The organism is Veillonella intestinalis (genome assembly GCF_943192895.1).
Lineage (GTDB): Bacteria > Bacillota > Negativicutes > Veillonellales > Veillonellaceae > Veillonella_A > Veillonella_A intestinalis.
On the sequence record NZ_CALPCB010000007.1, the window covers coordinates 37,987 to 64,442 of the forward strand.

A 26,456-nucleotide genomic window follows, 5' to 3' on the forward strand; every position below is an offset into this window, starting at 1 on the left:
TTATTTATTGGCTGCTTCCCAATCGGCTAAGAATCTAGCAAGGCCTGCATCCGTTAACGGATGCTTCATAGAGGCAGTTAACACTTTATATGGCACTGTAGCAATATGAGCACCCGCTTTAGCACATTGTGTCATATGCATTGGTGTACGTACACTAGCAGCAATAATTTCTGCTTTAATGTCATGCACCATAAATACTTCAGCAATATCTTCAATCAAAGTAATACCGTCCATGCTCATATCATCAATACGACCTACAAAAGGACTAACAAAAGTAGCTCCTGCTCGTGCTGCTAATAAAGCTTGGTTAACGGAGAATATCAAAGTAACATTTGTTTTAATGCCTTCTTTGCTAAGAATAGATACTGCTTTTAGCCCTTCTTCTGTCATAGGTACTTTAATCACTACATTACTACCTAATTTTACAAGTTCATGAGCTTCTTTCACCATTTCAGGCGCTGTTGTAGCAATAACTTCTGCACTAACAGGACCTTCTACTAAATCAGCAATTTGTTTAATTACTTCTTTTAAATCACGTTTTTCCTTAACAATTAAGGATGGATTGGTAGTTACCCCTGCGATAAAACCCATTTCATAGGCTGCTTTAATTTCATCAAAGTTGGCCGTATCAATAAAGATTTTCATAAGAGCTCCTTTTTATTACAACGATACAATATATTACATTCTATTAGGCTTGCGCAACAAATGTTACGTTCGCAATTACTTAGATTACGTTAAACAATGTTACACTCGCCATTACTTACGATACTTAAATCACTTATCTTAAACCACATACTTAGCGTAAACAACACTTTATTTTACTGGTTTAATAACTTCTACGCCACCCATATATGGTTGCAATGCTTTAGGAATACGTACAGATCCATCAGCTTCTTGATTGTTTTCTAAAATAGCAGCGACCGTACGACCTACTGCTAAGCCAGAACCATTCAAAGTATGTACAAATTCTGGTTTGCTCTTAGTATCACGACGGAACTTAATATTACCACGACGAGCTTGGAAATCAGTCATGTTAGAGCAAGAGGAAATTTCACGATAACAACCTTGCGCTGGCATCCAAACTTCTACATCATATGTCTTAGCGGAGCCAAAGCCAATATCACCAGTACAAAGTGTAATTACACGATGTGGCAATTCTAATAAGCGAAGCACTTCTTCTGCATTATCAGTCAAGGATTCTAATTCTTGATAGGAAGTATCTGGTGTTGCAAATTTAACCATTTCAACTTTGTTAAATTGATGTTGACGAATAAGACCACGTGTATCACGACCAGCCGAACCTGCTTCAGCACGGAAACATGCTGTAAAAGCTGTATAATATTTAGGCAATTCATCAACACTCAAGATTTCACCACTGTGGAAATTAGTCAAGGTAACTTCCGCGGTTGGAATTAAGAAATATTCTGTATTTTCTACTTTATACATATCTTCAGCAAATTTAGGTAATTGCCCTGTATTAGTCAAGGTCTGACGAGTTACCATATATGGTGTCATCATTTCTGTATAGCCTTGCTGTTCTGTATGAAGATCTAACATAAAGTTGATTAACGCACGTTCTAAACGAGCACCTAAGCCTTTATAGAATGTGAAACGAGCACCACTTTCTTTAGCAGCGCGCTCCCAATCTAAAATATCTAAGCTTTCGCCTAAATCCCAATGAGCTTGAATTGGAAAATCAAATTCACGCGGATTGCCCCAGCGACGCATTTCAGGATTGTCATTTTCATCTTCCCCAACAGGAACAGAGCTATCACACATATTTGGCAACATAAGTGCAATATCTTGAAGGGCTGCTTCAGTTTCACGAATTTTACCATCTAACTCTGAAATGGTATCCCCTACTTTTTGCATTTCAGCAATTTTATCATCAGCGTTTTCTTTATTACGCTTTAATGCACTAATTTCAGCAGTTACTGCATTACGTTGTGCTTTTAACTGTTCTACTTCTTGAATCAACTCTTTGCGCAAATCATAGAGTTTTGCAAAGTTTTCTAAATCACCAGTGGTGTGGCGATTATCTAAATTTTGTTGTACTGCTTCTAGGTTTTCTCGAACAAAACGTAAATCTAACATATCCATAACCTCTTACTAAAAAAGTGTCCCCTTAGGACCCATGTATTATTAATTACACTTAATCATACCACATCTAGTTAATTTTTACCACGGAAAAGGACTTTTTTGCAATGCAAAAAAGATAGTTTTGCATTACAATAAAGCCCATTTTGCATTGCAGTAAAGCTCATTTTGCATTACAATAAAGCTCATTTTGCATTACAAATGACCGTTCGCCTATACAAAAAGGCTAGCAACGGCAACTCCGTTACTAGCCTCTTAGCTTTTTTATTTATCAGCACCTTCGCTGTCTTCTGTATCAGTTGGTTTTACATCCAACTCAGGTTTCATGAGTGGGAATAATAAGACATCACGAATAGAAGCTGAATCAGTTAAGAACATAACTAAACGGTCAATACCAATACCAAGACCAGCAGTTGGAGGTAAACCATATTCAAGAGCGGCTACGAAATCTTCGTCCATGCGATGAGCTTCATCATCACCAGCAGCACGTTCTTGTAATTGTTTTTCGAAACGCTGACGTTGGTCAATTGGGTCATTTAACTCGGAATAACCATTTGCTAATTCACGACCATAAACAAAGGCTTCAAAGCGTTCTGTAGTCAATGGTTTCTCACGGTTTTGTTTAGCCAATGGGGAAATTTCCATTGGATGACCATATACGATAGTTGGTTCAATTAAGTTTTCTTCTACATAATCTTCAAAGCAAAGATTAATGATTTTACCAATACCATCGCGTTCGCTATATTCTACATTCAAACGATCCGCAATAGCACGAGCTTCTTCTAAAGTTTCTACCGCATCGAAATCTTCGCCGGTATATTTTTTAATCCCTTCTTGCATCGTAATACGATTCCAAGGTGGCGTTAAATCAATTTCAGTGCCTTGATAATTAATCTTAGTTGTACCTAATACTTCTTGAGCACAATAAGCTACGATATTTTCAGTCAATTCAATAGCATCTTCAAAATTACCATATGCCTGATAGGATTCCATCATTGTAAATTCTGGATTATGACGATTGTCAATCCCTTCATTACGGAAAGAACGGTTGATTTCAAATACTCGCTCTAAACCACCTACAATTAGGCGTTTCAAATGTAATTCTGGAGAAATACGCATATAAATGTCAATGTCCAAAGCATTGTGGTGGGTAATGAACGGACGCGCTGCCGCACCACCAGGAATCGCATGAAGCATTGGTGTTTCTACTTCCATGAAGTTATGAGCATTCATATATTGACGCATTTTAGCTACGATTTGTGTACGTTTCACAAACGTATCGCGCACTTCTGGATTTACAATTAAATCTACATAACGTTGACGGTAACGAAGTTCTGTATCTTTTAAACCATGCCATTTTTCAGGTAATGGACGCAAGGATTTAGAAAGCAATGTTAATTTATCAACTTTAATCGTGATTTCACCCATATGAGTGCGGAATACATGACCTTCTACACCTACGATATCGCCCATATCAAGCATTTTAACATGCTTATATGCCTCTTCACCAAGCATATCTTTACGCAAATAAATCTGAATATCTCCCGATAAATCACGAATATTGGCAAAGGCAGTTTTACCGTGGGATCGAATTGTCATAACACGACCTGCCACAGTTACTGGTTGGTCCTCAAAATCACGGAAGTTGTCTTTTATTGTTGCCGCATGCTGCTGTACTACAAAACGCTGGCCAAAAGGATACACTCCGTCTGCCTCGTATTGTGCAAGCTTTTCGCGACGAATTAACATTTGATCATTTAATTCTTGTTGTTGTTCTTGTACGGTAGTCGCTTTTTCTTCGCTCACTTACATGGCCTCCTAACTTCATACGTCATCGTATTGAATACTTCTACTTAGCTAATTGCTAAAATTTTAAATGTTGCTACTCCATCAGGTGTGTTTACTTCTACTTTAGCACCTTTTTTCTTGCCTAAAATAGCACTACCTACAGGGGATTCATTGGAAATACGATTATTGAAAGGATCTGCTTCAGAAGACCCTACAATTACATACTCTAATTCTTCATTGTATTCTTCGTCAAATAGTTTAACTTTACTACCTACGGATACAACATTCTTACGAGTGCTTTCATCAATAATTTTAGCCGTATTAATTTTGTTTTCTAATTCGATAATATGGCCTTCAATGAATGCTTGTTCATTTTTTGCATCATCATATTCTGAGTTTTCACTAATATCACCATATTCAATAGCTGTTTTAATACGCTGAGCTACTTCAATACGACGTACAGATTTGAAATGCGCTAATTCTTCTTCTAGTTTTTTAAGACCTTCTGCGGTTAACAGCGTTTCTTTTACTTCTGCCATAATAGAACTCCTCTTTCTATATTTCATTTAGCTATAAAGAAAAAGTGTCAATATACTGACACCTTTACTTTATCATCACATATATTTACGTAATTTACTCGTAACATTATATCAATATTACATTGCCGTTGTCAATTCTGCTTCATAAGTGGCTAAGGCCTCTTTAAAAGACTCCATCGTATGTAATGTGTTAATCCGATTGCGCCACTTGGCCGCTTCTGGTAATCCTTTAATATACCAGCCCGCATGGGTCCTAATTTCTCGAACTCCTAGCGGCACACCTTTATATTTACATAGTAACTCAAAATGGCGACGCAACATATGAAGGCGCTCTACTGCCGTTGGCTTAGGTAATATTTCACCAGTTTGCAAGTAGTGATTCACCTCATTAAACACCCACGGATTCCCTTGTGCACCACGCCCTATAAGTACGGCATCACAGCCTGTCTCCTCTAGCATCGCCTTAGCAGATATGGCATCCACTACATCACCATTCCCCAAAACAGGAATCGACAAAGCCTCTTTAACAGCTTTAATATACGTCCAATCAGCCTTACCCATATACATCTGCTCTCGAGTACGGCCATGAACAGCTATAGCTGCTACACCAACAGACTCAATCCGCTGAGCAAAATCAAGCACATTTTTAGACGTCTCATCCCAACCTAGCCGCATTTTCACCGTTACTGGTATCTTCACGGCTTGCACGGCCGCTTCTGCCACACGCGCTGCTAAATCTGGTGTTTTCATAAGCGCAGAGCCATCACCAGATGAAACTACCTTTTTCACAGGACAGCCCATATTAATATCTACTATGTCAGCGCCCGCGCGCTCTACCACCTTAGCCGCTAAGGCAATAGCTTCAGGATCAGAACCAAAAATCTGCATAGACACAGGATGTTCTACGTCTTCCATAAACAGTAAGTCTTTTGTATGCTCATTTTCATATTTAATGCCCATAGCACTTACCATTTCCGTGCATACTAACGCTGCGCCCTGTTCTTCAGCCAGTAAACGATACGCAATATCGCTAACCCCAGCCATAGGTGCTAGTATAGCGCGTCCAGAAATAGCCACTGAACCAATATGCCAAATGTCATTATTTATTTCTTTCATACAATAATCGTAATCCTTCTAGTGTTAACATAGGTTCAATATGATTAATTACATTTGTTTCCGCATTGATTAAATGAGCTAACCCACCAGTAGCAATTACTTTAACATTCGGCGGCATTTCTTTTTTCATACGCCCTACAATACCTTCTACTTGGCCTACATATCCAAAGAGTACGCCTGATTGCATGGATGTCACCGTATTGCGACAAATAACTTGCCCTGGATTACGCACCTCAATACGAGGTAATTTAGCAGCTCGTTGGAATAATGCTTCTGCTGAAATTTGTACCCCTGGTGCAATAGCCCCACCAATATAATCACCATTTTCTAAAATGGCACAATATGTAGTGGCTGTCCCAAAATCAATGACGATTAATGGGCCACCATATTTTTCATAAGCCGCTACAGCATTTACGATGCGGTCAGCCCCCACTTCGCGAGGATTGTCATATTTAATGGCCATCCCCGTTTTAGTTCCAGGTCCTACAATAATCGGCTTTACATTAAAATAACGTAAACATACCCGTTCTAAGGTTGGCATCAATGGTGGTACTACGGACGAAATGATAATTGCCTCAATATCATTCACATTAACCTGACGGTCATGGAAAAATAAATTCATAATAATAACGCCATACTCATCAGTAGTGCGTACTCGATCCGTAGAAATGCGCCAATGACCTACCAATTCCTTTTTATCATATACGCCTAGAACAATGTTGGTATTTCCTACATCAATCACTAATAACATGTAAATTAGCCTCCTACTTTATGTGCTGGTCGTATGGATACGTCACCGGCCACCACTCGTTCTACGGAGCCATCAGCACGTTCTATCATAAGATTGCCATCTTGATCAAGGTCGATGGCCTTACCTTCATAGGTACTACCTGGAGCCCGCACTTCTACTTGCTTGCCTAGGGTAATACTTAGTTCTTTCCATTCTGCCAAAGTACTATTAAATCCTTCAGCCAATACTTTATTATACTGCATTTCTAATTCTTCTAAAATAGTATTTAATGCTTCACGCCGGTCTACCTCAACACCTTCCATAGCAAAGGAGGTAGCAATGTCTTTTAAAAAGTCAGGAATTTCCTCTAAAGTGCTACTCGTATTAATTCCGATCCCCATGACAATGTAAGAAATTTCTTCCATAGAACCGTTCATTTCAGTTAAAATGCCCACTAATTTACGACCATTGACAAGAATATCATTAGGCCATTTAATGCCAGCAGTCTGTAAGCCTAACCGACGAAAGGCTTTGATTAACGCTACAGCAGCCATAAGAGTACATTTAGGAGCCTCTATAGGTAAAAATTTAGGACGCAAAATTATACTGAACCATAAACCTTTACCATAGGGAGAATACCAGCCACGATCCAAGCGACCTCGACCAGCCACTTGCTCTTCAGCCACAACTACAGTGCCTTCCGGAGCACCCTCATTAGCTAAATCGCGACCAATCCGATTTGTAGACTCTACACTCTCTAAATACTGATAATTGCGTCCAAATGTCTTAGTGGTTAATACGGATTCCATTTCAAGCCAGCTCATTACATCAGGCTCTTCCATGAGTCGATACCCCTTTTTAGTAAATGATTCAATAACATAGCCTTTTTTGCGCAGTGCTTCTATATGTTTCCAAATAGCTGTGCGGGATACATCACAATGTTCTGACATACGCTGACCTGACACAAAATTCCCTTTATTCTCACGTAACAATTCTAAAATTGCATCTCTCATAACGCCGGTGCCTCCTTTATGAAAAAGGGCCGCCTACCGGCGGCCCTATGCCAATCGGTGTATACCGATTATTATTCGCTTGTATAAGGCTAGTTATCTTTTGCAGTTGATTCTTCAGTCGTTGCTGTAGATTCTGTTGCAATCGCATCTGGCACAATAATACCAGCTGCTTCTAACGCACTTTTTGCTTCATTTACTTCTACCTTATTAGGGTCTGTAATGGTACCGTACTTATACAAGTTTTCAATTTGTTCATGATCAATGGTTTCTTCTTCTAATAACACATTGGCCATATTATGTAAAAACTCAATATTATCCGATAACAATTGCATTACATCATTGTATGCTTCAGATACTATTTTATGCATTTCTGCATCAATTTTCTCAGCTACTGCTTCACCATAGTTACGTTCATGACCAAGGCTACGCCCTAAGAATACTTGTTCTTGATGTTCCCCAAATACAAGTGGTCCTAATTCATCACTCATGCCAAGACGAGTAATCATATGACGAACAATGTTTGTCACTTGCTGTAAGTCACCAGAAGCACCACTACTGATTTCCTTCAACACTAATGCTTCTGCACAACGACCGCCTAAAGCTACACGGATGCGTGCTAACATTTGTGATTTTGTCATATAGTTTTGCTCTTCTACTGGTAACATCATAGTGTAACCACCAGCACGGCCACGAGGAATAATCGTTACCTTATGAACTGGGTCTGCTTCTGGCAATAAATGAGCCACAATCGCATGCCCTGATTCATGGTAAGCTGTTAAACGACGTTCTTTATCACTTACAACATGACTACGACGTTCTGGACCATAGCTTACTTTTTCACTAGCTTCTTCTAAATCAGCCATGGATACCTTTTTGCGGTTTTGACGAGCGGCTAACAAAGCTGCTTCATTAAGTAAATTACTTAAATCAGCACCAGTAAACCCAGGTGTTTTCTTCGCAATAGTTTGCAAGTTAACATCTTCATCTAATGGTTTATTGCGAGCATGCACTTTCAAAATAGCTTCACGACCACGGAGGTCTGGTTTATCTACTGTTACTTGACGGTCAAAACGACCTGGACGAAGTAATGCTGGATCCAAAATATCTGGGCGGTTAGTTGCCGCAATGGTAATGATCCCTTCATTAGCACCAAAGCCATCCATTTCTACAAGCAACTGATTCAAGGTCTGTTCACGTTCATCATGACCGCCACCAAGACCAGCACCACGTTGACGACCTACTGCATCAATTTCGTCAATAAAGATAATACAAGGCGCATTTTTCTTAGCTTGGCTAAAGAGGTCACGCACACGAGAAGCACCAACACCAACGAACATTTCTACAAAGTCGGAGCCACTGATGCTAAAAAATGGAACGCCCGCTTCACCAGCTACAGCACGAGCTAATAAAGTTTTACCAGTCCCTGGAGGGCCAAACAATAGTACCCCTTTAGGAATTTTAGCGCCAATCGCATTAAATTTACCTGGATTACGTAAAAACTCTACTACTTCTTCAAGTTCTTGCTTAGCTTCATCAGCACCAGCTACATCCTTGAATGTTACATTTACTTTGCCTTCACCCTGCATTTTCGCACGGCTTTTGCCAAAATTCATTACGCGCCCACCACTACCTTGAGTTTGTTGCATAATGAAGAACCAAACACCAATTAACAAGAAAATTGGTAATACAGAGCTAAGAAGCCCCATCCACCAAGATGGTTGTTCTGGTGGTTTTGCTGTAATTTCAACTTCATTTTGAGTCAGTTGATTCATTAAGGTAGGATCTGTTGGTGCATATGTACTAAACTCAGTACCATTCTTTAATGTACCTACAATGGAGTGATTATCAGTAATGGTAATCTTTTCTACCTTTTTCTGAGCTACTTGCTGTAAGAAGCTCGTATAGCTAATCTCTGACTTTGCCGTATTTGTACTGGAAAACGAATTAATCACTGTAGCAGCCGCTACAATAATTAAAATGTAAAGCAGTGCATTTTTCATAAAACGACCCAATCTATTACCCCTTTCACAAAGTTCTCAACATGGAATCTGCCATTTCTATATCGAAAAATATACTCTGACAAACATATTAACATATTTTCATCGTACATACAATGCATTTCATTGTATACATTCGATTACTTCGATTGATACACTTCTTCTTTCAATATACCAATATACGGTAAATTGCGGTATTGTTCGGCATAATCTAGGCCATACCCCACTACGAAATAGTCAGGTACAACAAAGCCTTGATAATCTACATGAACTTCAACAGTACGACGATCTGGCTTATTAAGTAAAGCTACTAAACGCACACTTTTAGCATTACGCGCTTTTAAATTTTCCAATAAATAATGTAGTGTATTACCCGTATCAACAATATCTTCAACCACGATGACATGCTTGCCATCCACTGGTTTATCAAGGTCTTTTAAAATACGTACAACCCCACTACTTTCAGTGCTATTACCATAACTAGAGCAGGAAATAAAATCAAGTGTCACATTTCCCTCAATAGCACGTGCTAAATCGGCAAAAAACATAACCGCCCCTTTAAGGACGCACACAAGTACAACGTCTTCACCTTTATAGTCAGCAGAAATTTGTTTACCTAATTCAGCAACGCGTTCCTGTAATGCTTCTTGTAAAATCAATACTTCCTTAATGGAATCTAACATTTAATCTTCCTCCTCGATAGAACAAGCCCAATACGTAGTTGCCTGTTCGTCCCATACAATTGTGAGCGCCTTAGGCTTAACTAAAGCAAACACTACCGCATCACCACATAAAAACCATAACGAATCTCGCTCGGCTTGTGGAATCTTTTGATCAATGAGCCAATCTTTTAGCTTATTATGACCCCAAATGTATCCATCTTTACGACGTAACGCTATGCGATCACCGGTTTGACGATGGCGCAAGTTAGGACCTTCCTTGGCTAAGTGTTGTGGCACAAGTATGGTCTCACCAGCCTGCAACGGCGGTGCCTCTTCATGCGGTCCTAACCAAGTAACCAATCGCTGTCCTTTCAAGCGATATCTTATGTTTGCCTTCGGTGTAACGTTTAAACGTCCAACTTGTATTATATCATATTGTGCCGTAACCTTCATCTGAGAACGAATAAAATATTTCCTTTTTTTTCCCTTAACCACAGCTCGAAGTTCTTGTAATTGTGCTTGTGAAAAGGTGCCTGTATCCTGGAAGAAAGCCATAATTCGCTGCCACAAACGATAGAATAAAGCCTCAGGCAACGCCGCTACAGCTGCTCGTTGTAAGATAATTTCGGGCTTTGTTTCATCAATAGAGCAACAGACCCGCTCCCATACTTCGTCGGTTGCACCCTGCAAATACGTTTCATCAGCTACCATATTCTCCCCTAAACGAGCTAATGTAGCCACTATATTAGGATTGTAAGTCTTCAATAGAGGCAACAACTCTAAGCGTAAACGATTACGCAAATATAAGGGTTCATCATTTGTCATGTCATGAGCATATGTAAGCCCCAACTCTTTTAAATATGTTAAGATTACTTCCTTAGTTACTCCTAAAAAAGGACGCCATAAATCCTGTTCCACACAATGCATCCCCTGAAGTCCTTTAGTACCAGCCCCACGCAGTAAATGAGCCAATATAGTTTCCCCTTGGTCATCTTGATGATGCGCTGTGGCAATATACGCATAAGCTTCTTTCTTCATTATGTCTCTAAAAAACGCATACCGCAAATCACGACTCACCGTTTCTATCGATTGTTTACGTTCTTTAGCCACCTTCGCTGCCTCAATGGTGAATTCATAAAATGGTACCCCATATTGACTAGCATATGCCTTCACCAACAGTAATTCATCTCTGCTCTCAGAACGCAAAGAATGATCTACACAAGCTACGCCTAATTGTAAATTTGCTTCTGTGTTCGCCCCTTTGCAAGTAACTAACCAATGAAGTAAAGCTACTGAATCAGGACCACCTGAACAAGCTACCAAAACACGACTTCCCTTTGGTACCGTTCCATGAGTTCGTTCATACGCCAAAACTTGAGATTCAAAACGCTGAATACTATTCATTGTTCCTTCCTCTTACTCTTATTTAACTAATCTAGCGGCCATTCCCTCCATGCCATCTCGTTCACTAACAATTACATAAGGGATTTCATACCAATCCATAAAGGATGTTAGAATTTCGCCACCGGCTACAATAATATCAGCCCTATTACTAGGAAGCCCTGGCACTGCCAAACGCTCTTCTGGCGTCATATAACGCAATTCTAATAGCATCGCTTCGATAACCTCACGGCTTAACTGATGGCCTTGAATCACACCTGGATTATAAACCTCCAGCTTCAAATGCATAGCCGCTAAGGTAGTCGCGGTGCCGCCAACAGCTATAAACTCACCAAAAGGCCCTTCTATAGGTAATGGCTCAAACCAAGGTCTCGTCTCTTGCCACACTTCTTGTGGACCTTCATCCGAACGCTCTTTCAAACGCACCGCCCCAATAGGATATGACCGTTGCCAATAAGTCCGCTCATGAGTCCCTAAAGCTATTTCCGTACTGCCACCGCCAATATCAATAAGCCCATAGTGACGACTATCTGCAGGAAAAGTTGTTACAGCCCCTTCAAAACCAAGAGTCGCTTCTTCTTCACCACTAATAATGTGTGACTCCATAGGGCAAACCTCCATAGCCTTCGCCATAAAGTCAGCCCCATTGCTCGCTTCTCGTATAGCACTAGTAGCCACTCCTACCACCTGAGTTGCTCCATAAGCTTTAATGGCCTCTTGAATCTCTACAAGAGCGTCAAGACTACGTTCTATCGCTTCAGCTGTTAAATTTCCATCAGTGCTTCGCTTACCTAACCGAGTACTCCACAAACGTTTAGGCTCCCACTGCCATTGGCTAGCTTCATAGGTTCCTAACAAAAGTCGAAATGAATTGGATCCTAAGTCAACAATGCCAATTTTCTTTATATTTTCACTCATATCGTCACCTCAATATATGGATATAAAAAAGATGATGCGGAGCTCCGCATCATCTCATACATTAATCTCTGCGACCGCCTCGACCGCCTCGTTTGGATTCTGTATTACGTTTTAAATCAGTTAATCGTTCTTCGCTATCTTTTAAGAAACGACTCATTTTATCTTCAAAGGACATGCCACCACTTTTACGGTCAAAGGAATTACGACGATTCCCTTCATGAGCTGCACGATTATGTCCATCATGTTGATAAGGACGAAACTCTTTTGGCTCACGCCCTTCACCTTTAGGAGCGCGTGCTGCCACTTCTGGCTTAGGCTGTGTTTGCTTAATAGATAAGCTAATTTTACCTTTTTCATCTACACTAAGAACTTTAACTTTTACCTTGTCTTGTTCTTTAATAAAATCTGAAATATTTTCCACATATTCATTTGCTACTTCTGAAATGTGCACTAACCCAGTTTGTTTGTCACCTAAATCTACAAACGCGCCAAATTTCGTGATACCCGTAACTGTGCCTTCAAGAACACTACCAACTTCAATGGCCATGCTAACCCGATGTCCTCCTAAATTCAAAAAACTGTTGTTGCACCTAATCTATGCACACTATGTTCATTATATAGGTCTATGAAAAACCTTGTCAACTGCTATTTCACGAATGTCCTAGCTTACTTTACAGTTTATTTTACATACGGTACCTCGCCTGGTTTTACGAGGCCCAATTCTTCGCGCGCCACCTCTTCAATTGACTTAGGATCTTGCAATCGTTGACGCTCTTGTTCAAGGGCTTCATTACGTTCTTTTAAATCCTTAATTTGAAGTTCTAATTGCTGTTGTTGTTGCTTAATCATATAAATCTCATAGCCTGTACGAAAAATGATAAACACACCAACTACAACAAAAATAATCTGTAACCAAAACACTACAGTGTTTCGTCTAGGTTGTGGCCGTTTGCGCTTTATATTTTTTTCTCTCGCCTCATCTGCCATAACTGTACCTCTTTGTCTATCAACCTTGTGAATGAACCTATTATAACATCATTACCAAAGGGGTTCAATTACATTTTAATGGCTTTTTAACAAGATATTATGCTTGTAATTCTGCGATACGCGACGCTATTGATTGCCCATGAAAGGCAAAATCAGGATACACTTCCTGCAATGGTACCAATACGAAAGTTCGCTCCCACATATAGGGATGAGGAATTTGTAATTCTTCGGTAGTAACAGACAATGGCACGCCATCCTCAGCTTCAGCCCAAACAATATCCAAATCTAAAGTCCTAGGCCCCCAATGAATAATACGCTTACGGCCTGCCGCCTGTTCTAATTGCTGCATAGTATGTAACATATCCACTGGTTCTAAGGACGTCACCACTTTCGCCACTCCATTTAAAAATGGCCCTTGTTCTGTATTGCCCCAAGGTGGCGTTTCAAGCCAAGTAGACGGTTCTACTACCATGATACCATCAGTAGCTCGTAACCCTGCAATAGCCTGATCTAAATAAGCTTGGCGATCCCCTAAATTCGAACCTAAACTAATATAATACACATAGTTCATATTATAACCTCATCTGACATGCAGTGATTTAATCCTATTATTAAATACGACCAATTATTAAATACGATCAAACGGTGACACCCAAACCTTTACATCTGCCCACGAGTGATTGTAATTTCTGCATAGTCCAACATACCTGGAATAGGCACTGCTGGTTTTCGTACAGCGACAGCCAAACCAACTATACCGCGATAATTATTCCACAATTCATCAGCAATTAAAGTGCCTACCTTTTCTAATAGCTTATGTGGTTCGCCTGTAACAATCCGTTCTACCGTATTATAAATTTCTACATAATTAATAGAGTCTTCTAACAAATCAGACTGTCCCGCTTTTGTTAAATCTGTCACAACAGTTACATCCACAAAAAAACGTTGCCCTTGGCTTGTTTCAGAATCTAAATGGCCATGATAACCAAAAAAGCCCATGTTCTTTAAGACAATCTTATCCATTAAAACTCTCCTCTCAACAAGGTATCCGCCACTGTTAAGGCTTTCTTATGCATGTCCACATTGTGAACGCGAACCATATCAATACCTTGAATTAAGCCGGTAATACAAGCTGCCACAGTACCTTCATCCCGTTGATCAGCGGGGCACTCATTGAGCATAGTACCAATAAAACGTTTACGGCTAGGGGCTAACAATACAGGATATTCATAGGCCGTTAGCTCGCCTAAACGTTGCATAACCTCAATATTTTGCTCGCCTGTTTTACCAAAGCCAATACCCGGATCAAGCCAAATATTCTGTGGCATAACCCCTTCTTTTAACGCAATATCTACAGAAGCAAAAAAGAAAGCCTTCATATCTTCAATAATATCACCATATTCTGTATTATCTTGGTTATGCATAATAATAACCGGTACTTTATATTTAGCCGCTACAGCAGCAATATCAGGGTCATACCGAAGCCCCCAAATATCGTTTAAAATATGAGCCCCCTGAGAAAGTGCATAATCAGCTGTTTCAGCGCGGTATGTATCAATTGATACGGGCACCTTAGACGCCTCTAAAACAGGCCCTAACAAAGCTTCCATACGGCTAATTTCTTCTGCCACGGAAATATGAGTATGCCCTGGTCGTGTAGATTCTACACCAAGATCAATCACATCAGCCCCTTGAGCAACCATTTCCTTAGTATGCGCTACCGCCGCCTTAGGATTATTATATTTCCCCCCATCAGAAAAAGAATCGGGGGTGCCATTTAAAATACCCATGATGAGAGTGCTATTATTCAACTCTAAGGTTTTACCGTCACTCCATTTATAACTGCGTCGTTTGAACATCCGTCGTACCTCCTAATATAGCCATAGCTTCTTCTCGAAGTTGACCTGTCTTACTTAGTACGCCGCGACATTCCATCGTCACCACTGCCGTACCTTGCTGTAATTCACCTTTTATAAGCATACATAAGTGCGTCGCCTTAATGCGAACTACAACACCTTCCGCTTGTAAATCCGTTTCAATAGCTGTTGCTAGCTCTCGTGTCATCCGTTCTTGCAACTGAGGCCGTTTTGCAAAAACATTTACCAGATCACTCAATTTGCTAAGGCCTGCAACACGCCCTTCTTTTGGTTGATACACAATATCTACATGACCAAAAAAAGGCATTAAATGATGTTCACATACAGAATAAAAAGGTATATCAGTAACCGCTACCAAACCTTTATACTCCGTAGGAAATATTTCACCCCATATATCTGCACTATTAACATGCATACCGGAGAACAAATCTTCATATAAAGTAGCTACACGCTGAGGTGTTTTTTCCATCCCAGCCGCCTGTAAATCAATGCCCAAAGCTCTTAAAAATTGAGCAATACCCTCACTGGCCTGTTCTTTCATAACAAGACCTCCTATACGATTTTAGTGGTCCAATCCTCTACATTCCACTCATGAGTAATCCAAGAGCGGTAAAATTCTGGTTCATGGCTTACCAATAAAACCGTTCCTTTAAAACGACGTAGGGCGTCAGCTAATTCTTCCTTAGCTGCCACATCTAAATGATTCGTCGGCTCATCTAAAACCAACACATTATAAGACTCTTGCATCAACTTGCAAAGCCTTACTTTGGCGTTTTCACCACCAGACAACACACGCATTTGACTTGTAATATGCTCATTAGTTAACCCGCATCTTGCTAAAGCCGCTCGCACCTCCGCATTAGTCATAGCCGGATACGCATTCCAAATATAATCTAATGCAGTCATATCATTATGAGCACTGTCTTCCTGCTCAAAATAACCTACCTGCAAAAAGTCGCCTCGCTCAACGGTACCTGCATATGGTTTAATAAAACCTAACAGTGTTTTTAATAAGGTTGTCTTACCTAAACCATTAACACCTCGAACGGCTACCTTTTGACCTCGTTCTAAGGACACTTTAACAGGTTTTGTTAAGGCTTCATTATAACCCAGTACTAAATCTTCACTCGTCACAATGAAACGACTTGGCGTACGCCCTTCCTTAAAGCCAAAGGAGACTTCCAAATGCACCTTAGGTTTTTCTAATAAGTCCATTTTTTCTAATCGTTTAGCTCGGGAATTCGCCATACCGCGCGTAGCAACGCGAGCCTTGTTGCGCTGAATAAAGTCTTCCATACGAGCAATTTCTTGCTGTTGTCGCTCATAGGCTTTTAACGCCTGCGCCCGCTGTACTTCATAGGCCGCTAAGAATTGTTCATAATTGCCTGTGTAACGCGTTAGCTGAGCTTGTTCAATATGATAAATTACATTAACTACAGAATTTAAAAATTCCATATCATGAGAGATGAGAATAAAAGCATTTTCATAAGCCTGCAAATAAGTTTGCAACCAAGCAATATGCTCCACATCTAAATAGTTAGTTGGTTCGTCTAATAATAAAATGGTAGGCTTTTGAAGTAATAATTTAGTAAGCAATACCTTGGTGCGCTGACCGCCACTCAACTCATTAACTAAACGGTCTAAACCAATATCCACTAGACCTAATCCTTGCGCAGTCCGTTCAATGGTAGCATCAATTTCATAAAACCCTCGTTGCTCTAATTCTTCTTGCCACTCACCAGTTTTCTCTAGCAATTCATTCATACGATCTTCGTCACAATCTGTCATTTCATTATAAGCGGCTTGTAACTGACCTTCTAATTCAAATAAATCACTAAACGCATCGCGCAATACATCACGAATAGTCTGTCCTTCAGCCAACACACTGTGCTGATCCAAATAACCTACAGTCCCTTTATTAGACCAAGTAACCGTTCCTTCATCAGGTAAAATTTTACCCGTAATGATATTTAAGAACGTAGACTTACCTTCACCATTAGCACCAATCAATCCAACATGTTCACCCTTTAACAAGCGGAAAGAAGCATCATCTAAAATTTGACGTGCTCCAAATCCATGGGTCACATGGGATACTGTTAATACACTCATCAGTCATCTCCCAACACGTATATCTAATGTAAAAGCCGCCTGAAACAGACGGCTTTATTAACCATATTATATTTTACCTTTATTTTATAGGGATGTCAAAAACGCCACCTATAGCCATTACTTTCATGCATACTATCACTTTTAGTAATCAAGATTGTCCTTGTTGTTGCCACCAATGACGTAATGCCATAATAGCCATAATATGGGCGCCTTTTTGAATGGCCGCCAACCCTGCTGGCGAGCCTGTAGCTTCAGCAAATTCTGGTGTATGTAACCCCATATGCTCACCAATCGCTAATGTCAATTGTACCGTTGGTATCTCATGCGACACATTACCCATGTCAGTGCTACCCTCTGCTACATCATCAGGCAGAATAGTCGGTGCCACGCCCCACTCAGTCATGACTTGCGCCGCCAACTGTTGCCACCCTTTATCTTCACGCAAATCTTTAAAAAGTGGCTCATAGTGTTGGTATGAAACTTGTGCCCCTTGTGCTTTAGCAATCATATCAGCGGCACGCTTTATCGTAAGCAACACTACATTTTCTAAAAAATCCACTGTATGAGCTCGTACAGTCATATGTAGGGTAGCTGTATGAGGAATCATATTAGGCGCTTCACCAGCTTCAGTAAATATCTGACCTATGACGACCTCTGATCCCCATTGCGCTTTTAAGCGATTGACTTCACTATATAAAGCTACAGCACAATCGAGTGCATTCACACCTTTATCGGTCAAATTCGCCACATGAGCGGTTCGCCCATGAAACGTAACTTCCAATGGATGACTCGCTAATGATGAACCGCCCAATTCATTTACATCCGCTGGATGTGTTAACAAAGCACCTGCATAGCCTTTAAACACACCAGCTTCAGCCATAAATACTTTGCCACCTACAGTTTCTTCAGCGGGACAACCAAAAAATGTAGTGTGCGCTTCTGGTACAGCTGCGGCAAAGCCAATAGCAGCTCCTGCACTCATAGCGGCAATTAAATTATGACCACAACCATGTCCTAAGCCTGGTAATGCATCATATTCACCAAGAAAAGCCATCTTATATACGTCACTTTCTCTAGGATTTTCTTTAGTGCTTTCTTTAGTGCTTTCTTTAGTGCTTTTGCTAGTACAGTCGCTATCACTTCCACTAACACTTTCTAGACCGCCTTTATCAGCACGTAAAGACGTTGCTAATTCAGGAATCCGCCCCTCACTTACATCCACAGTAACTGCAAACCCATATTGCTCTAACAACTGACTGATAGCAGCTACAGCTTTATGTTCTTGCAAACCAAGTTCAGGATTTTCATGCAAATAGGTAGCTAATTCAATTAGTGACCCGTCTGCCTCTTGAATCGCCTGACGAAGGCGTTGTTCACGAACTGCAAGCGACTGACTCACCGCTAATACGTCTTCCTTATTATGCATGAATACACATTCCTTTCTAGTTTCTTACTAACTTCTTTCTAGCTTTTTCTAGTTTTCTTTAGATTTCCTAGCTTTTTTCTAACTTCTTACTAAATTTTTGCTAACTCTGTCCTAGGCCTACCTTCTGCCTGCAACGTACTAACATAACCTATGAATCACCATGAGGCAATATCAATAACGTATTAGAAATAGCACGAAAACTTACATAGGCCCCTAATGGAAGCGCCCAATGAGGCGCCCCATGTCCAACGGGAACATAACACACAAAGGGTTCAGGACTCTCGTCCGATCGCTCAGCCATCATATGATCTAATACTTGAGCCCCTATTTCATAGACCTCATCCTCTGCATCCCCTTCACAATCTGTAAAAGTGCCTAAAGCAACACCTTTCACTTGTGACAATATACCTTGCCAACGAAGCTGCTGTAACATTCGGTCAATTTTATAAGGCGGTTCACCAATATCTTCTAGGAGCAAAACAGCATCACGCCAATCAGTTAAATCAGGCATATATGGAGTCCCTCCTAAACTACAAAGCATGGCTAAATTACCACCTAATAAACGTCCTTCCTCCATATTAGCACCAATAAATCCACGTGGTGGTGCCAATAAAGGTTCAATAACCGAAGTACGCCCTTCTAATAAATCAAATAGATGTTCTATATCGCTTTCACGATTTGCTTGTAACCAATCTACCCCCATAGGCCCATGATAGGTAATTAAACGGCTATATTTCCCAATGGCACAATGCAACGCGGTACAATCACTATAGCCAACGAAAGGTTTTCCATGGTGGCGAATGCCTTCATAGTCTAATAAATGTAGATACCGTACGGTTCCATAGCCACCACGCAAAGCAATCACCGCATCACAAGACGCTGTAGTCATTAATTCATTAAATTCTTGAGCCTGCTCTTCCGGGGACCCACCATATAGGCCTTCACGAAAACAACTAGACCCAAACAAGACATCATAACCACGTTCCTTGGCTATAACCTCAAGCTTAGTTAAATCCTCTTTAGCCGCTGATGCAGGAGCCGTAAACCCTAAGGTCATACCAGGCTCTATTCGTTTAGGCCATATCCAATCCATTCTAATCTCCTACTTCAAAACATGTGTTCATACACTTACATACACAATTTAACAGAATTATTTCCGATAGGCTTCTTTAAAATCTACGGTGCCCAAACTGGACCAGAAGAAACCATCAATTGTATCGCGTACTACATACGGTGTAGTCGTGAAATAAATCGGCAATATTACCGTATCTTCAAAAAGCATTGCTTCCGCTTCATGCATTAATTGACTGCGCACAGTTAAATCCGTCGTCATATGAACCCGTTCCATTAACGCATTATAAGCAGTGCTATGATACTGCGCATCATTAGCTTCATCAGAAAATACATCTAAGAAAGTCTGTGGATCCGCATAGTCACCAATCCACGAAGCACGAGCCACTTGATAGTGGCCTTCTTCACGATTAGCCATAAATACCTTAGTTTCTTGATTCTGCAAAGATACCGTAGCACCTAGCTCATTTTGCCAAATTGCCTGCACCGCTTCAGCAATAGCCTTATGCATTTCATTCGTATTATACAATATAGTCACTGGTGGTAGTGGTTTATTAGGCCCATAGCCAGCTTCTGCTAACATACGTTTAGCCTCCGCCACATTATAAGCAACTAAAGCACCGCCTTCTTGCCGAAAATCCTGCCCTGTTCCTTCATCCGTAAGCCCTGGTGGCACAAAACCATAAGCTGGTGTTTTGCCCCCATGAACAATGGTATCAACTATCACTTTCCGGTCAATTACCATGGAAAAGGCTTTTCGCACCAATGGATTATCAAATGGTGGCGCAGTAACATTAAATACATAGTAGTAGGTCCCTAATGATGGCGCCACTTTGAAAAGCCCTAACTGACTTAACCGCTCTTGGTCGGCTACTGGCGGTTCTACCATAATATCCGCAGCCCCACCTTCTACCAAAGTAAGACGCGTACTTTGAGATTCGCTAATAGGCCACTCCATAGCGTTTAAGCGTACTTTAGCAGCTTCCCAATAGCGTTCATTTTTTACAAATTGTAACTCTGCGCTATGTTGCCATTTTACTAATTTAAATGGACCATTGCCAATCAATGTGTCTGCATTAGTAGCCCATGTATCAGGTGCAGCCTCTACAATATCAGCTCGCACTGGATAATAAGCATGAAAAGCTGTCAGCCCTAAAAAGTAAGGCGCCGGTGCTGCCAAGGTAACGACTAACGTATGATTATCGATAGCTTTTACCCCTACTTCATCTGCGCTTGCTTTTTCTGTATTATAGGCTTCCCCATTTTTCAATACATAGAGCATATACGCATTGTTAGCAGCTACAGCAGGATTTAACGCTCTTTTCCAAGCATATTCAAAGTCATGAGCTGTCACAGACTTGCCATCCGACCATTGTGCGTTAGGGCGAATATGAAAAGTATACACCAAGCCATCAGCTGAAATCGACCAAGATTCCGCCATCCCTGGTTCTGGTATATCCTTTTCATTTAAACGAGTGAGCCCTTCAAAAATAGCCAACTCTACCGTAGATTCAGGCAACGTCGATGATTTGGCTGGATCCAAAGTAGACGGTTCTTGCTCTAATGCATAACGCAATGTATCTGCTGGTATGGTTTCACCACTGCGACTACATCCAGCCAATACAGTTACGCTCAATATTAATATAAGAATTATACTTACTATTCCCAGTCGTCTCATACACAACTCCTTACGCCACCTTAAGGCAGTTTATTATCTAAAAAGTCCTTCATACTTCGCCCCATCTGAGCGCCAAGCAAGATACCTTCCGTATTAGGAACCTGTGAAATAAAAGCAATTAAACCAAAAGTGCCTTTCACTAATGGCAAAAGACCTCCATCATGTTCTACTTCTTCAAGCACCCCTGTTTTGTGATAGAACACCACATCTTCCCCCCAATAAAAGGGCAATTTATCACGAAATTGTTGACGTCCTAATAATTGCCACATTTCATAGCCTAAAGGCCCCGTTTCACGTTGACGATAAATATATTCATACAAAACCATTAAATCCAATACCGTCATTACATTCTCTTGACCCGCTTCACGAGCTACCGTATCCATCATAAAACGATTAAGGCGTGTATCTTTTAAACCTAAAGTTAAGGCAAATTCATTGATAGTATCCATGCCTAAATGGTGAATTAATAAATTAGTAGCCCAATTATCACTCAAAACCATCATGAGCCGACAAATTTCTAAATAGGTAAAACGATGGTGCCCCTCTAACTCTTGCAAAGCGCCACCACCTAATACACGAGCTACATCGCGAAGACCAACTGTATCCTGTATATTAATCGCCCCTGCTATCGCCTTACTGAAAAGAGTTGCCATAATCAACACTTTTATCATACTAGCACTGGCATGAACAGCTTCCATCTTACGGCTAGCAATCTCTACCATGGGCAATTCGTCATCTAAACGAACTACTAAATACGACACCTGTCCAGTAGGTGCTAAGCGATTAATTAAATCATTTAATTCTATTTCTAAGCCTTTCCCAGCTAGTAATTTTTCCATCTACTGCGCCCTACTTTCTTGGCTACTACCATACCATGCCTACACTTACACTTACACTTACACTTACACTTACACTTACACTTACACTTACACTTACACTTACACTTACACTTACTATCAATTGTACTCTATGCCTAGTACAAATATCTAATGTTACGTTTCACTCAATTAGCTATCGCCGCCAACAAGCTACCTTTTGTGAGCCACGAACCACTAATGGTGGTTTAGCTTCCTCACATTGTCCTATTTTTTCAGGGCAACGGGAAGCAAATGGACAGCCCTGAATCTCAGCTAAAGGACTTGGCACTTCACCACTAAGAACTGGGCCTATTGTCATATGTGGCGCCAACGGAGCATTCAATGTAATCAACGCTTGCGTATAAGGATGTAGCGGCGTTTCATATACAGTCGCAGTAGAGCCTTCTTCCACCACATTACCTAAATACATAACGGCAATGCGCTGGCTCACATAACGCACCATATTCAAATCATGGGAAATAAATACATAACTAATGCCTTGCTCCGCTTGTAATCGTTCTAACAAAGATACAATTTGTACTTGAATAGATACATCTAAAGCGGAAATTGGCTCATCGCAAATGATACATTGTGGCGAACTAATCAGTGCCCGTCCAATGCCAATACGCTGCCGTTGACCGCCACTAAATTCATGAGGATACCGTTCGCCCTGAGCCTTACTAAGGCCCACCTGCTCTAACACCGCCTCTACCTTAGCTCGTTTATCCCCATCACTTAAAGTAGTTCCTACAGCGGTGCGCACATTCAAGGGCTCCATTAAACTTTGCCGCACAGTCATACGGGGATTCAAAGACGCATACGGATCTTGAAACACCATTTGAATATGATTCAGCACATGTGCCTGGTCATTAGAACTGGCAATTTCACGACCTGCTACGGTCAAACGGCCTGCTGTCTTAGGATATAGCCCCATAAGCGTTCGCCCAAATGTGGATTTACCACACCCAGACTCACCAACAAGCCCTAAAGTTTCACCTGGGGCTTGTTGCAAAGACACCCCTTCTAAAGCTCGCACTACTTGTCGCTGTTGTTTCAAAAGGCCACGCCGTAAAATAAAGTGTTTGGTTAAATTCTCTGTTTCCCAAATATTCATACGTTCACCGCCTTTTTCTCCTCTTGAAGCCAACAACGTACACCATCCGTAAGACTTGGAATTTCACGAGCACAAATACGCATGGCCTGCTTACACCGAGGGTGAAACGCACAGCCAGCAGGTACACTAAACATATCAGGTGGTTGCCCCCCAATAGCTTGTAAAGTGGTAGTCGCACTAGTTGGTAAAGAACCTAATAAACCTTGTAAATAAGGATGTTGTGGATTACTTAACAGTCCTTCTATAGTCCCAGTTTCCACAATTTGACCTGCATACATAACAGCCATGCGATCACATAATTGAGCAATGACACGCAAGTTATGAGAAATAACCAGCAAACCCATATGCTCTGTTTTCACTAATTCTTTTACAAGTAATAAAATTTGCGCCTCTGTCGTTACATCAAGTGCTGTAGTTGGCTCATCGGCCAATAATAAAGCAGGACGACCAGCTAGTGCCATAGCAATCACTACACGCTGGCGCATACCACCACTCAATTCATGAGGATATTGTGTCAAACGACGAGCTGCATCAGCAATGCCTACCTTTTGTAATAAATGTAACGCTTCTTGTGTTTCATCGCCTACTGTTTGCTTATGCCGCTCTGCCCCTAAACGAATCGCTTCTTTCAACTGAGTACCAATTGACAAAATAGGGTTCAATGCTGTCATCGGATCCTGAAATACCATTGCCACCGTAGTACCACGTAATTGACGCCATTGCGATTCTTTATAATTTTTACAATCTTGACCATCTACCGCCAAAGTATCTACAGTTAAATTAACTCTATCTTTAGGCAACAAACCCATCAAAGCCTGTAAAGTTACTGATTTTCCACAACCAGACTCTCCCACCAAGCCCACTACTTCACCGGGCTGAACGCTGAGGGAAACGCCTCTAACAGCGGGTACAGGACCAGCAAAGGTCTGAAACGTAACTTGTAAATTTTCTAAAGATACTAATGGATCCTTTTTCTTTTCCCTTACATTTCCAGTTTCAGTTACATGCATACTTTGACTCATCGTTTCACCTCCCCTTTTGGATCTAAGGCATTACGCAAGCCATCTCCAAAGAAGGTAAAACCTAACATAGTAACACCAATAGCAACGGCAGGAGCAATGAGTTGAAACGGATATGAACGCATAGAGTTAATACCTTCTGCGGCCAATACACCCCAACTAGCCATCGGTGCGTTTACCCCAAGCCCGATAAAGCTTAAAAAAGCTTCCGTAAAAATAGCTTCAGGAATAGCTAAAGTCATGGTAATAATAATAGGCCCCACGCAATTTGGCAACATATGGCGGAATAAAATGCGCCATGCAGGCACGCCCATAGAGCGAGCCGCTAATACATACTCTTCATTCTTTAAGGTCACAATTTGGCTACGTACAATACGAGCCATCGTGAGCCAGTAAGCAATCCCTAATGCAATAAAGATCGAGGTTAACCCTGGCGATAATACTACCATCAGTAAAATTACATATAGCAATAGAGGAATGCCATATAAAATATCCACAAAGCCCATCATCAGACGGTCTACTTTACCACCAAAGAAACCAGCTACGCTACCATAAATTACACCAATGACAAGATTAATAGCGGCCGCCACAAAGCCAACAGATAGTGAAATGCGCGCGCCATATACAACCCGTACATATAAATCACGGCCTAGTGTATCTGTGCCAAACCAGTGCTCACTAGATGGACCCTGATTTGCATGAGCTAAATTTTGATCTGCATATGTATACGGGGATAACCAAGGCCCTACAATAGCTAAGCAAAGCATACATACAATAATAGCTAGCCCCACTAAAGCTAACTTATTTTCTTTTAAACGTTGCCACCCATTTGGCCGTGGACGATACGTCGTTTCAGCCACCACCGCTTCCGGTGCTAATGGTAAAAAATCATCAACAGCTCTCATGGCGTATCCTCCTCTTCCATTGTTACCCGTGGATCCACTAAAGGATACACTAAATCGACTAATAAGTTAAAAGCAACTACAAGAGCACTATAAAATATGGTGACCCCTAAGATAACGGTATAATCTCGATTGTAAATTGATGTTACAAAATACTTTCCAAGACCAGGAATTGCAAAAATTGTTTCTACAATAAAACTCCCTGTTAATAAAGCCGCTGCTAAAGGTCCTAAATAAGTAAGCACTGGTAAAATAGCATTGCCTAACGCATGTTTTATAATGATAGTCCCATTAGACAACCCTTTGGCGCGGGCTGTTTTAATATATTCTTGTTGTAATACATCTAACATTGTTGCTCTAGTTAAACGGGCTATAAACGCCATAGGCTGTGCTCCTAAGGTCATAATAGGCAACACCGTATAAGCTGGTCCCTTCCAAAGCGCTACAGGGAAAATCGGCCATACAAACCCTAGCCAATAAACTAATAAGGCACCAATGATAAACGTTGGTACTGATAGCCCCAAAGTAGAGCCAAAGGTGATTACATAATCTAGCCAAGTATTTGGTTTCAGCGCACTGCCAATACCCGCTGTAACACCACCAATTACAGCAAATAACAATGCCCCCAAACCAAGTTGAGCCGATACAGGGAAGGATTCCCCTATAATATCATTAACTGAGCGGCCTAAATATTTATACGATGGTCCTAAATCAAGCTGTACTACATGTTTCATGTAATCGATGTACTGTTGCCACACTGGGTCATTAAGATGATAGGTCGCTTCAATCGAGGCCTTAATCTGTGGTGGCAATTTTTTCTCTTCGGTAAAAGGGCCTCCAGGTATAGCATGCATAAGCATAAAAGTAATAGTAATTATGGCCCACATAACTACTACAGCGCCGACTAACCGTTTTAGTAAATAGGTCCCCACTGCAATCACTCTCCTTAGTTGATAATATTTATATATCTATTATACACGAGTCTGCCTCATTTCCTATGATTGAATATCAAATCTAGCTCATGTGTTCTGTATACATTATTACACAAAGCTCCATCTGTCCTATGATAAATAAAAATTCTGTATATTTACATATGACACATAATTTCCTACAATGTATTTCATAAAAGAGAAGTATCAACTAACAAGCGCCATA

The 26,456-nt window shown here is 40.8% G+C and carries 26 protein-coding genes; all 26 read right to left on the reverse strand.

Going from position 1 to position 26,456, the window contains the following annotated elements; genetic code table 11:
• Nucleotides 1–645, reverse strand: a complete 645-nt coding sequence (gene fsa / locus NFR27_RS06730; RefSeq protein ID WP_251443515.1) for a fructose-6-phosphate aldolase — start codon at nt 643–645, stop codon at nt 1–3.
• Between the two features lie 168 nt (nt 646–813).
• The gene (gene serS, locus NFR27_RS06735; RefSeq protein ID WP_251443518.1) at nt 814–2,094 is read right to left on the reverse strand and encodes a serine--tRNA ligase; all 1,281 of its coding nucleotides are present in this window, start codon (nt 2,092–2,094) and stop codon (nt 814–816) included.
• 267 nt (nt 2,095–2,361) lie between these two features.
• Nucleotides 2,362–3,903 (reverse strand): lysine--tRNA ligase, encoded by a 1,542-nt coding sequence (gene lysS, locus NFR27_RS06740; RefSeq protein WP_251443521.1) that lies wholly within the window; start codon nt 3,901–3,903, stop codon nt 2,362–2,364.
• Between the two features lie 47 nt (nt 3,904–3,950).
• Nucleotides 3,951–4,424: a transcription elongation factor GreA gene (greA, locus tag NFR27_RS06745; protein ID WP_251443524.1), complete on the reverse strand. Its 474-nt coding sequence runs from the start codon at nt 4,422–4,424 to the stop codon at nt 3,951–3,953.
• 117 nt (nt 4,425–4,541) lie between these two features.
• Nucleotides 4,542–5,540: a tRNA dihydrouridine synthase DusB gene (gene dusB / locus NFR27_RS06750; protein ID WP_251443527.1), complete on the reverse strand. Its 999-nt coding sequence runs from the start codon at nt 5,538–5,540 to the stop codon at nt 4,542–4,544.
• A complete protein-coding gene (locus NFR27_RS06755; RefSeq protein WP_251443530.1) occupies nt 5,524–6,291 on the reverse strand; it encodes a type III pantothenate kinase in 768 nt (255 codons plus the stop codon). Before NFR27_RS06755 ends, dusB begins: the two co-directional genes overlap by 17 nt.
• Before the next feature lie 5 nt (nt 6,292–6,296).
• Nucleotides 6,297–7,283 (reverse strand): biotin--[acetyl-CoA-carboxylase] ligase, encoded by a 987-nt coding sequence (locus tag NFR27_RS06760; protein ID WP_251443534.1) that lies wholly within the window; start codon nt 7,281–7,283, stop codon nt 6,297–6,299.
• Between the two features lie 89 nt (nt 7,284–7,372).
• Nucleotides 7,373–9,295, reverse strand: coding sequence for an ATP-dependent zinc metalloprotease FtsH (ftsH, locus tag NFR27_RS06765; RefSeq protein ID WP_251443537.1), 1,923 nt, complete (start codon nt 9,293–9,295; stop codon nt 7,373–7,375).
• 125 nt (nt 9,296–9,420) lie between these two features.
• Nucleotides 9,421–9,963, reverse strand: a complete 543-nt coding sequence (hpt, locus tag NFR27_RS06770; protein ID WP_251443539.1) for a hypoxanthine phosphoribosyltransferase — start codon at nt 9,961–9,963, stop codon at nt 9,421–9,423.
• Nucleotides 9,964–11,346, reverse strand: coding sequence for a tRNA lysidine(34) synthetase TilS (tilS, locus tag NFR27_RS06775; RefSeq protein WP_251443542.1), 1,383 nt, complete (start codon nt 11,344–11,346; stop codon nt 9,964–9,966).
• A gap of 18 nt (nt 11,347–11,364) precedes the next feature.
• A complete protein-coding gene (locus NFR27_RS06780; protein WP_251443545.1) occupies nt 11,365–12,261 on the reverse strand; it encodes a Ppx/GppA phosphatase family protein in 897 nt (298 codons plus the stop codon).
• 61 nt (nt 12,262–12,322) lie between these two features.
• Nucleotides 12,323–12,808 carry a S1 domain-containing RNA-binding protein gene (locus NFR27_RS06785; RefSeq protein WP_251443548.1) on the reverse strand — a complete coding sequence of 162 codons (486 nt, stop codon included), beginning with the start codon at nt 12,806–12,808 and terminating at the stop codon, nt 12,323–12,325.
• 131 nt (nt 12,809–12,939) lie between these two features.
• A complete protein-coding gene (gene ftsL, locus NFR27_RS06790; protein WP_251443551.1) occupies nt 12,940–13,248 on the reverse strand; it encodes a cell division protein FtsL in 309 nt (102 codons plus the stop codon).
• Between the two features lie 97 nt (nt 13,249–13,345).
• Entirely contained in the window at nt 13,346–13,819 is a 474-nt protein-coding gene (gene folK, locus NFR27_RS06795) for a 2-amino-4-hydroxy-6-hydroxymethyldihydropteridine diphosphokinase (protein WP_251443554.1), read from the reverse strand.
• 89 nt (nt 13,820–13,908) lie between these two features.
• The gene (gene folB, locus NFR27_RS06800; RefSeq protein ID WP_251443557.1) at nt 13,909–14,271 is read right to left on the reverse strand and encodes a dihydroneopterin aldolase; all 363 of its coding nucleotides are present in this window, start codon (nt 14,269–14,271) and stop codon (nt 13,909–13,911) included.
• A complete protein-coding gene (gene folP / locus NFR27_RS06805) occupies nt 14,271–15,107 on the reverse strand; it encodes a dihydropteroate synthase (RefSeq protein WP_251443560.1) in 837 nt (278 codons plus the stop codon). Before folP ends, folB begins: the two co-directional genes overlap by 1 nt.
• A complete protein-coding gene (folE, locus tag NFR27_RS06810; protein ID WP_251443563.1) occupies nt 15,085–15,666 on the reverse strand; it encodes a GTP cyclohydrolase I in 582 nt (193 codons plus the stop codon). The genes folP and folE overlap by 23 nt, the downstream gene beginning before the upstream one ends.
• An 11-nt stretch (nt 15,667–15,677) precedes the next feature.
• Nucleotides 15,678–17,234 carry an ABC-F family ATP-binding cassette domain-containing protein gene (locus NFR27_RS06815; RefSeq protein WP_251443566.1) on the reverse strand — a complete coding sequence of 519 codons (1,557 nt, stop codon included), beginning with the start codon at nt 17,232–17,234 and terminating at the stop codon, nt 15,678–15,680.
• A gap of 148 nt (nt 17,235–17,382) precedes the next feature.
• A complete protein-coding gene (locus NFR27_RS06820) occupies nt 17,383–18,660 on the reverse strand; it encodes an amidohydrolase (protein ID WP_251443569.1) in 1,278 nt (425 codons plus the stop codon).
• A 148-nt stretch (nt 18,661–18,808) separates the two neighbouring features.
• Entirely contained in the window at nt 18,809–19,753 is a 945-nt protein-coding gene (locus NFR27_RS06825) for a S66 peptidase family protein (RefSeq protein ID WP_251443573.1), read from the reverse strand.
• A gap of 57 nt (nt 19,754–19,810) precedes the next feature.
• Nucleotides 19,811–21,409 (reverse strand): peptide ABC transporter substrate-binding protein, encoded by a 1,599-nt coding sequence (locus NFR27_RS06830; protein WP_251443576.1) that lies wholly within the window; start codon nt 21,407–21,409, stop codon nt 19,811–19,813.
• Between the two features lie 20 nt (nt 21,410–21,429).
• Nucleotides 21,430–22,248, reverse strand: coding sequence for a serine hydrolase (locus NFR27_RS06835; protein ID WP_251443579.1), 819 nt, complete (start codon nt 22,246–22,248; stop codon nt 21,430–21,432).
• A gap of 172 nt (nt 22,249–22,420) precedes the next feature.
• On the reverse strand, nt 22,421–23,380 hold the full coding sequence (locus NFR27_RS06840) for an ABC transporter ATP-binding protein (RefSeq protein WP_251443583.1): 960 nt from the start codon (nt 23,378–23,380) through the stop codon (nt 22,421–22,423).
• Entirely contained in the window at nt 23,377–24,402 is a 1,026-nt protein-coding gene (locus tag NFR27_RS06845) for an ABC transporter ATP-binding protein (protein WP_251443586.1), read from the reverse strand. Before NFR27_RS06845 ends, NFR27_RS06840 begins: the two co-directional genes overlap by 4 nt.
• Nucleotides 24,399–25,304, reverse strand: a complete 906-nt coding sequence (locus NFR27_RS06850; RefSeq protein ID WP_251443589.1) for an ABC transporter permease — start codon at nt 25,302–25,304, stop codon at nt 24,399–24,401. The genes NFR27_RS06845 and NFR27_RS06850 overlap by 4 nt, the downstream gene beginning before the upstream one ends.
• Nucleotides 25,301–26,233, reverse strand: a complete 933-nt coding sequence (locus tag NFR27_RS06855; RefSeq protein WP_251443993.1) for an ABC transporter permease — start codon at nt 26,231–26,233, stop codon at nt 25,301–25,303. The genes NFR27_RS06850 and NFR27_RS06855 overlap by 4 nt, the downstream gene beginning before the upstream one ends.
• Nucleotides 26,234–26,456: the final 223 nt, after the last annotated feature.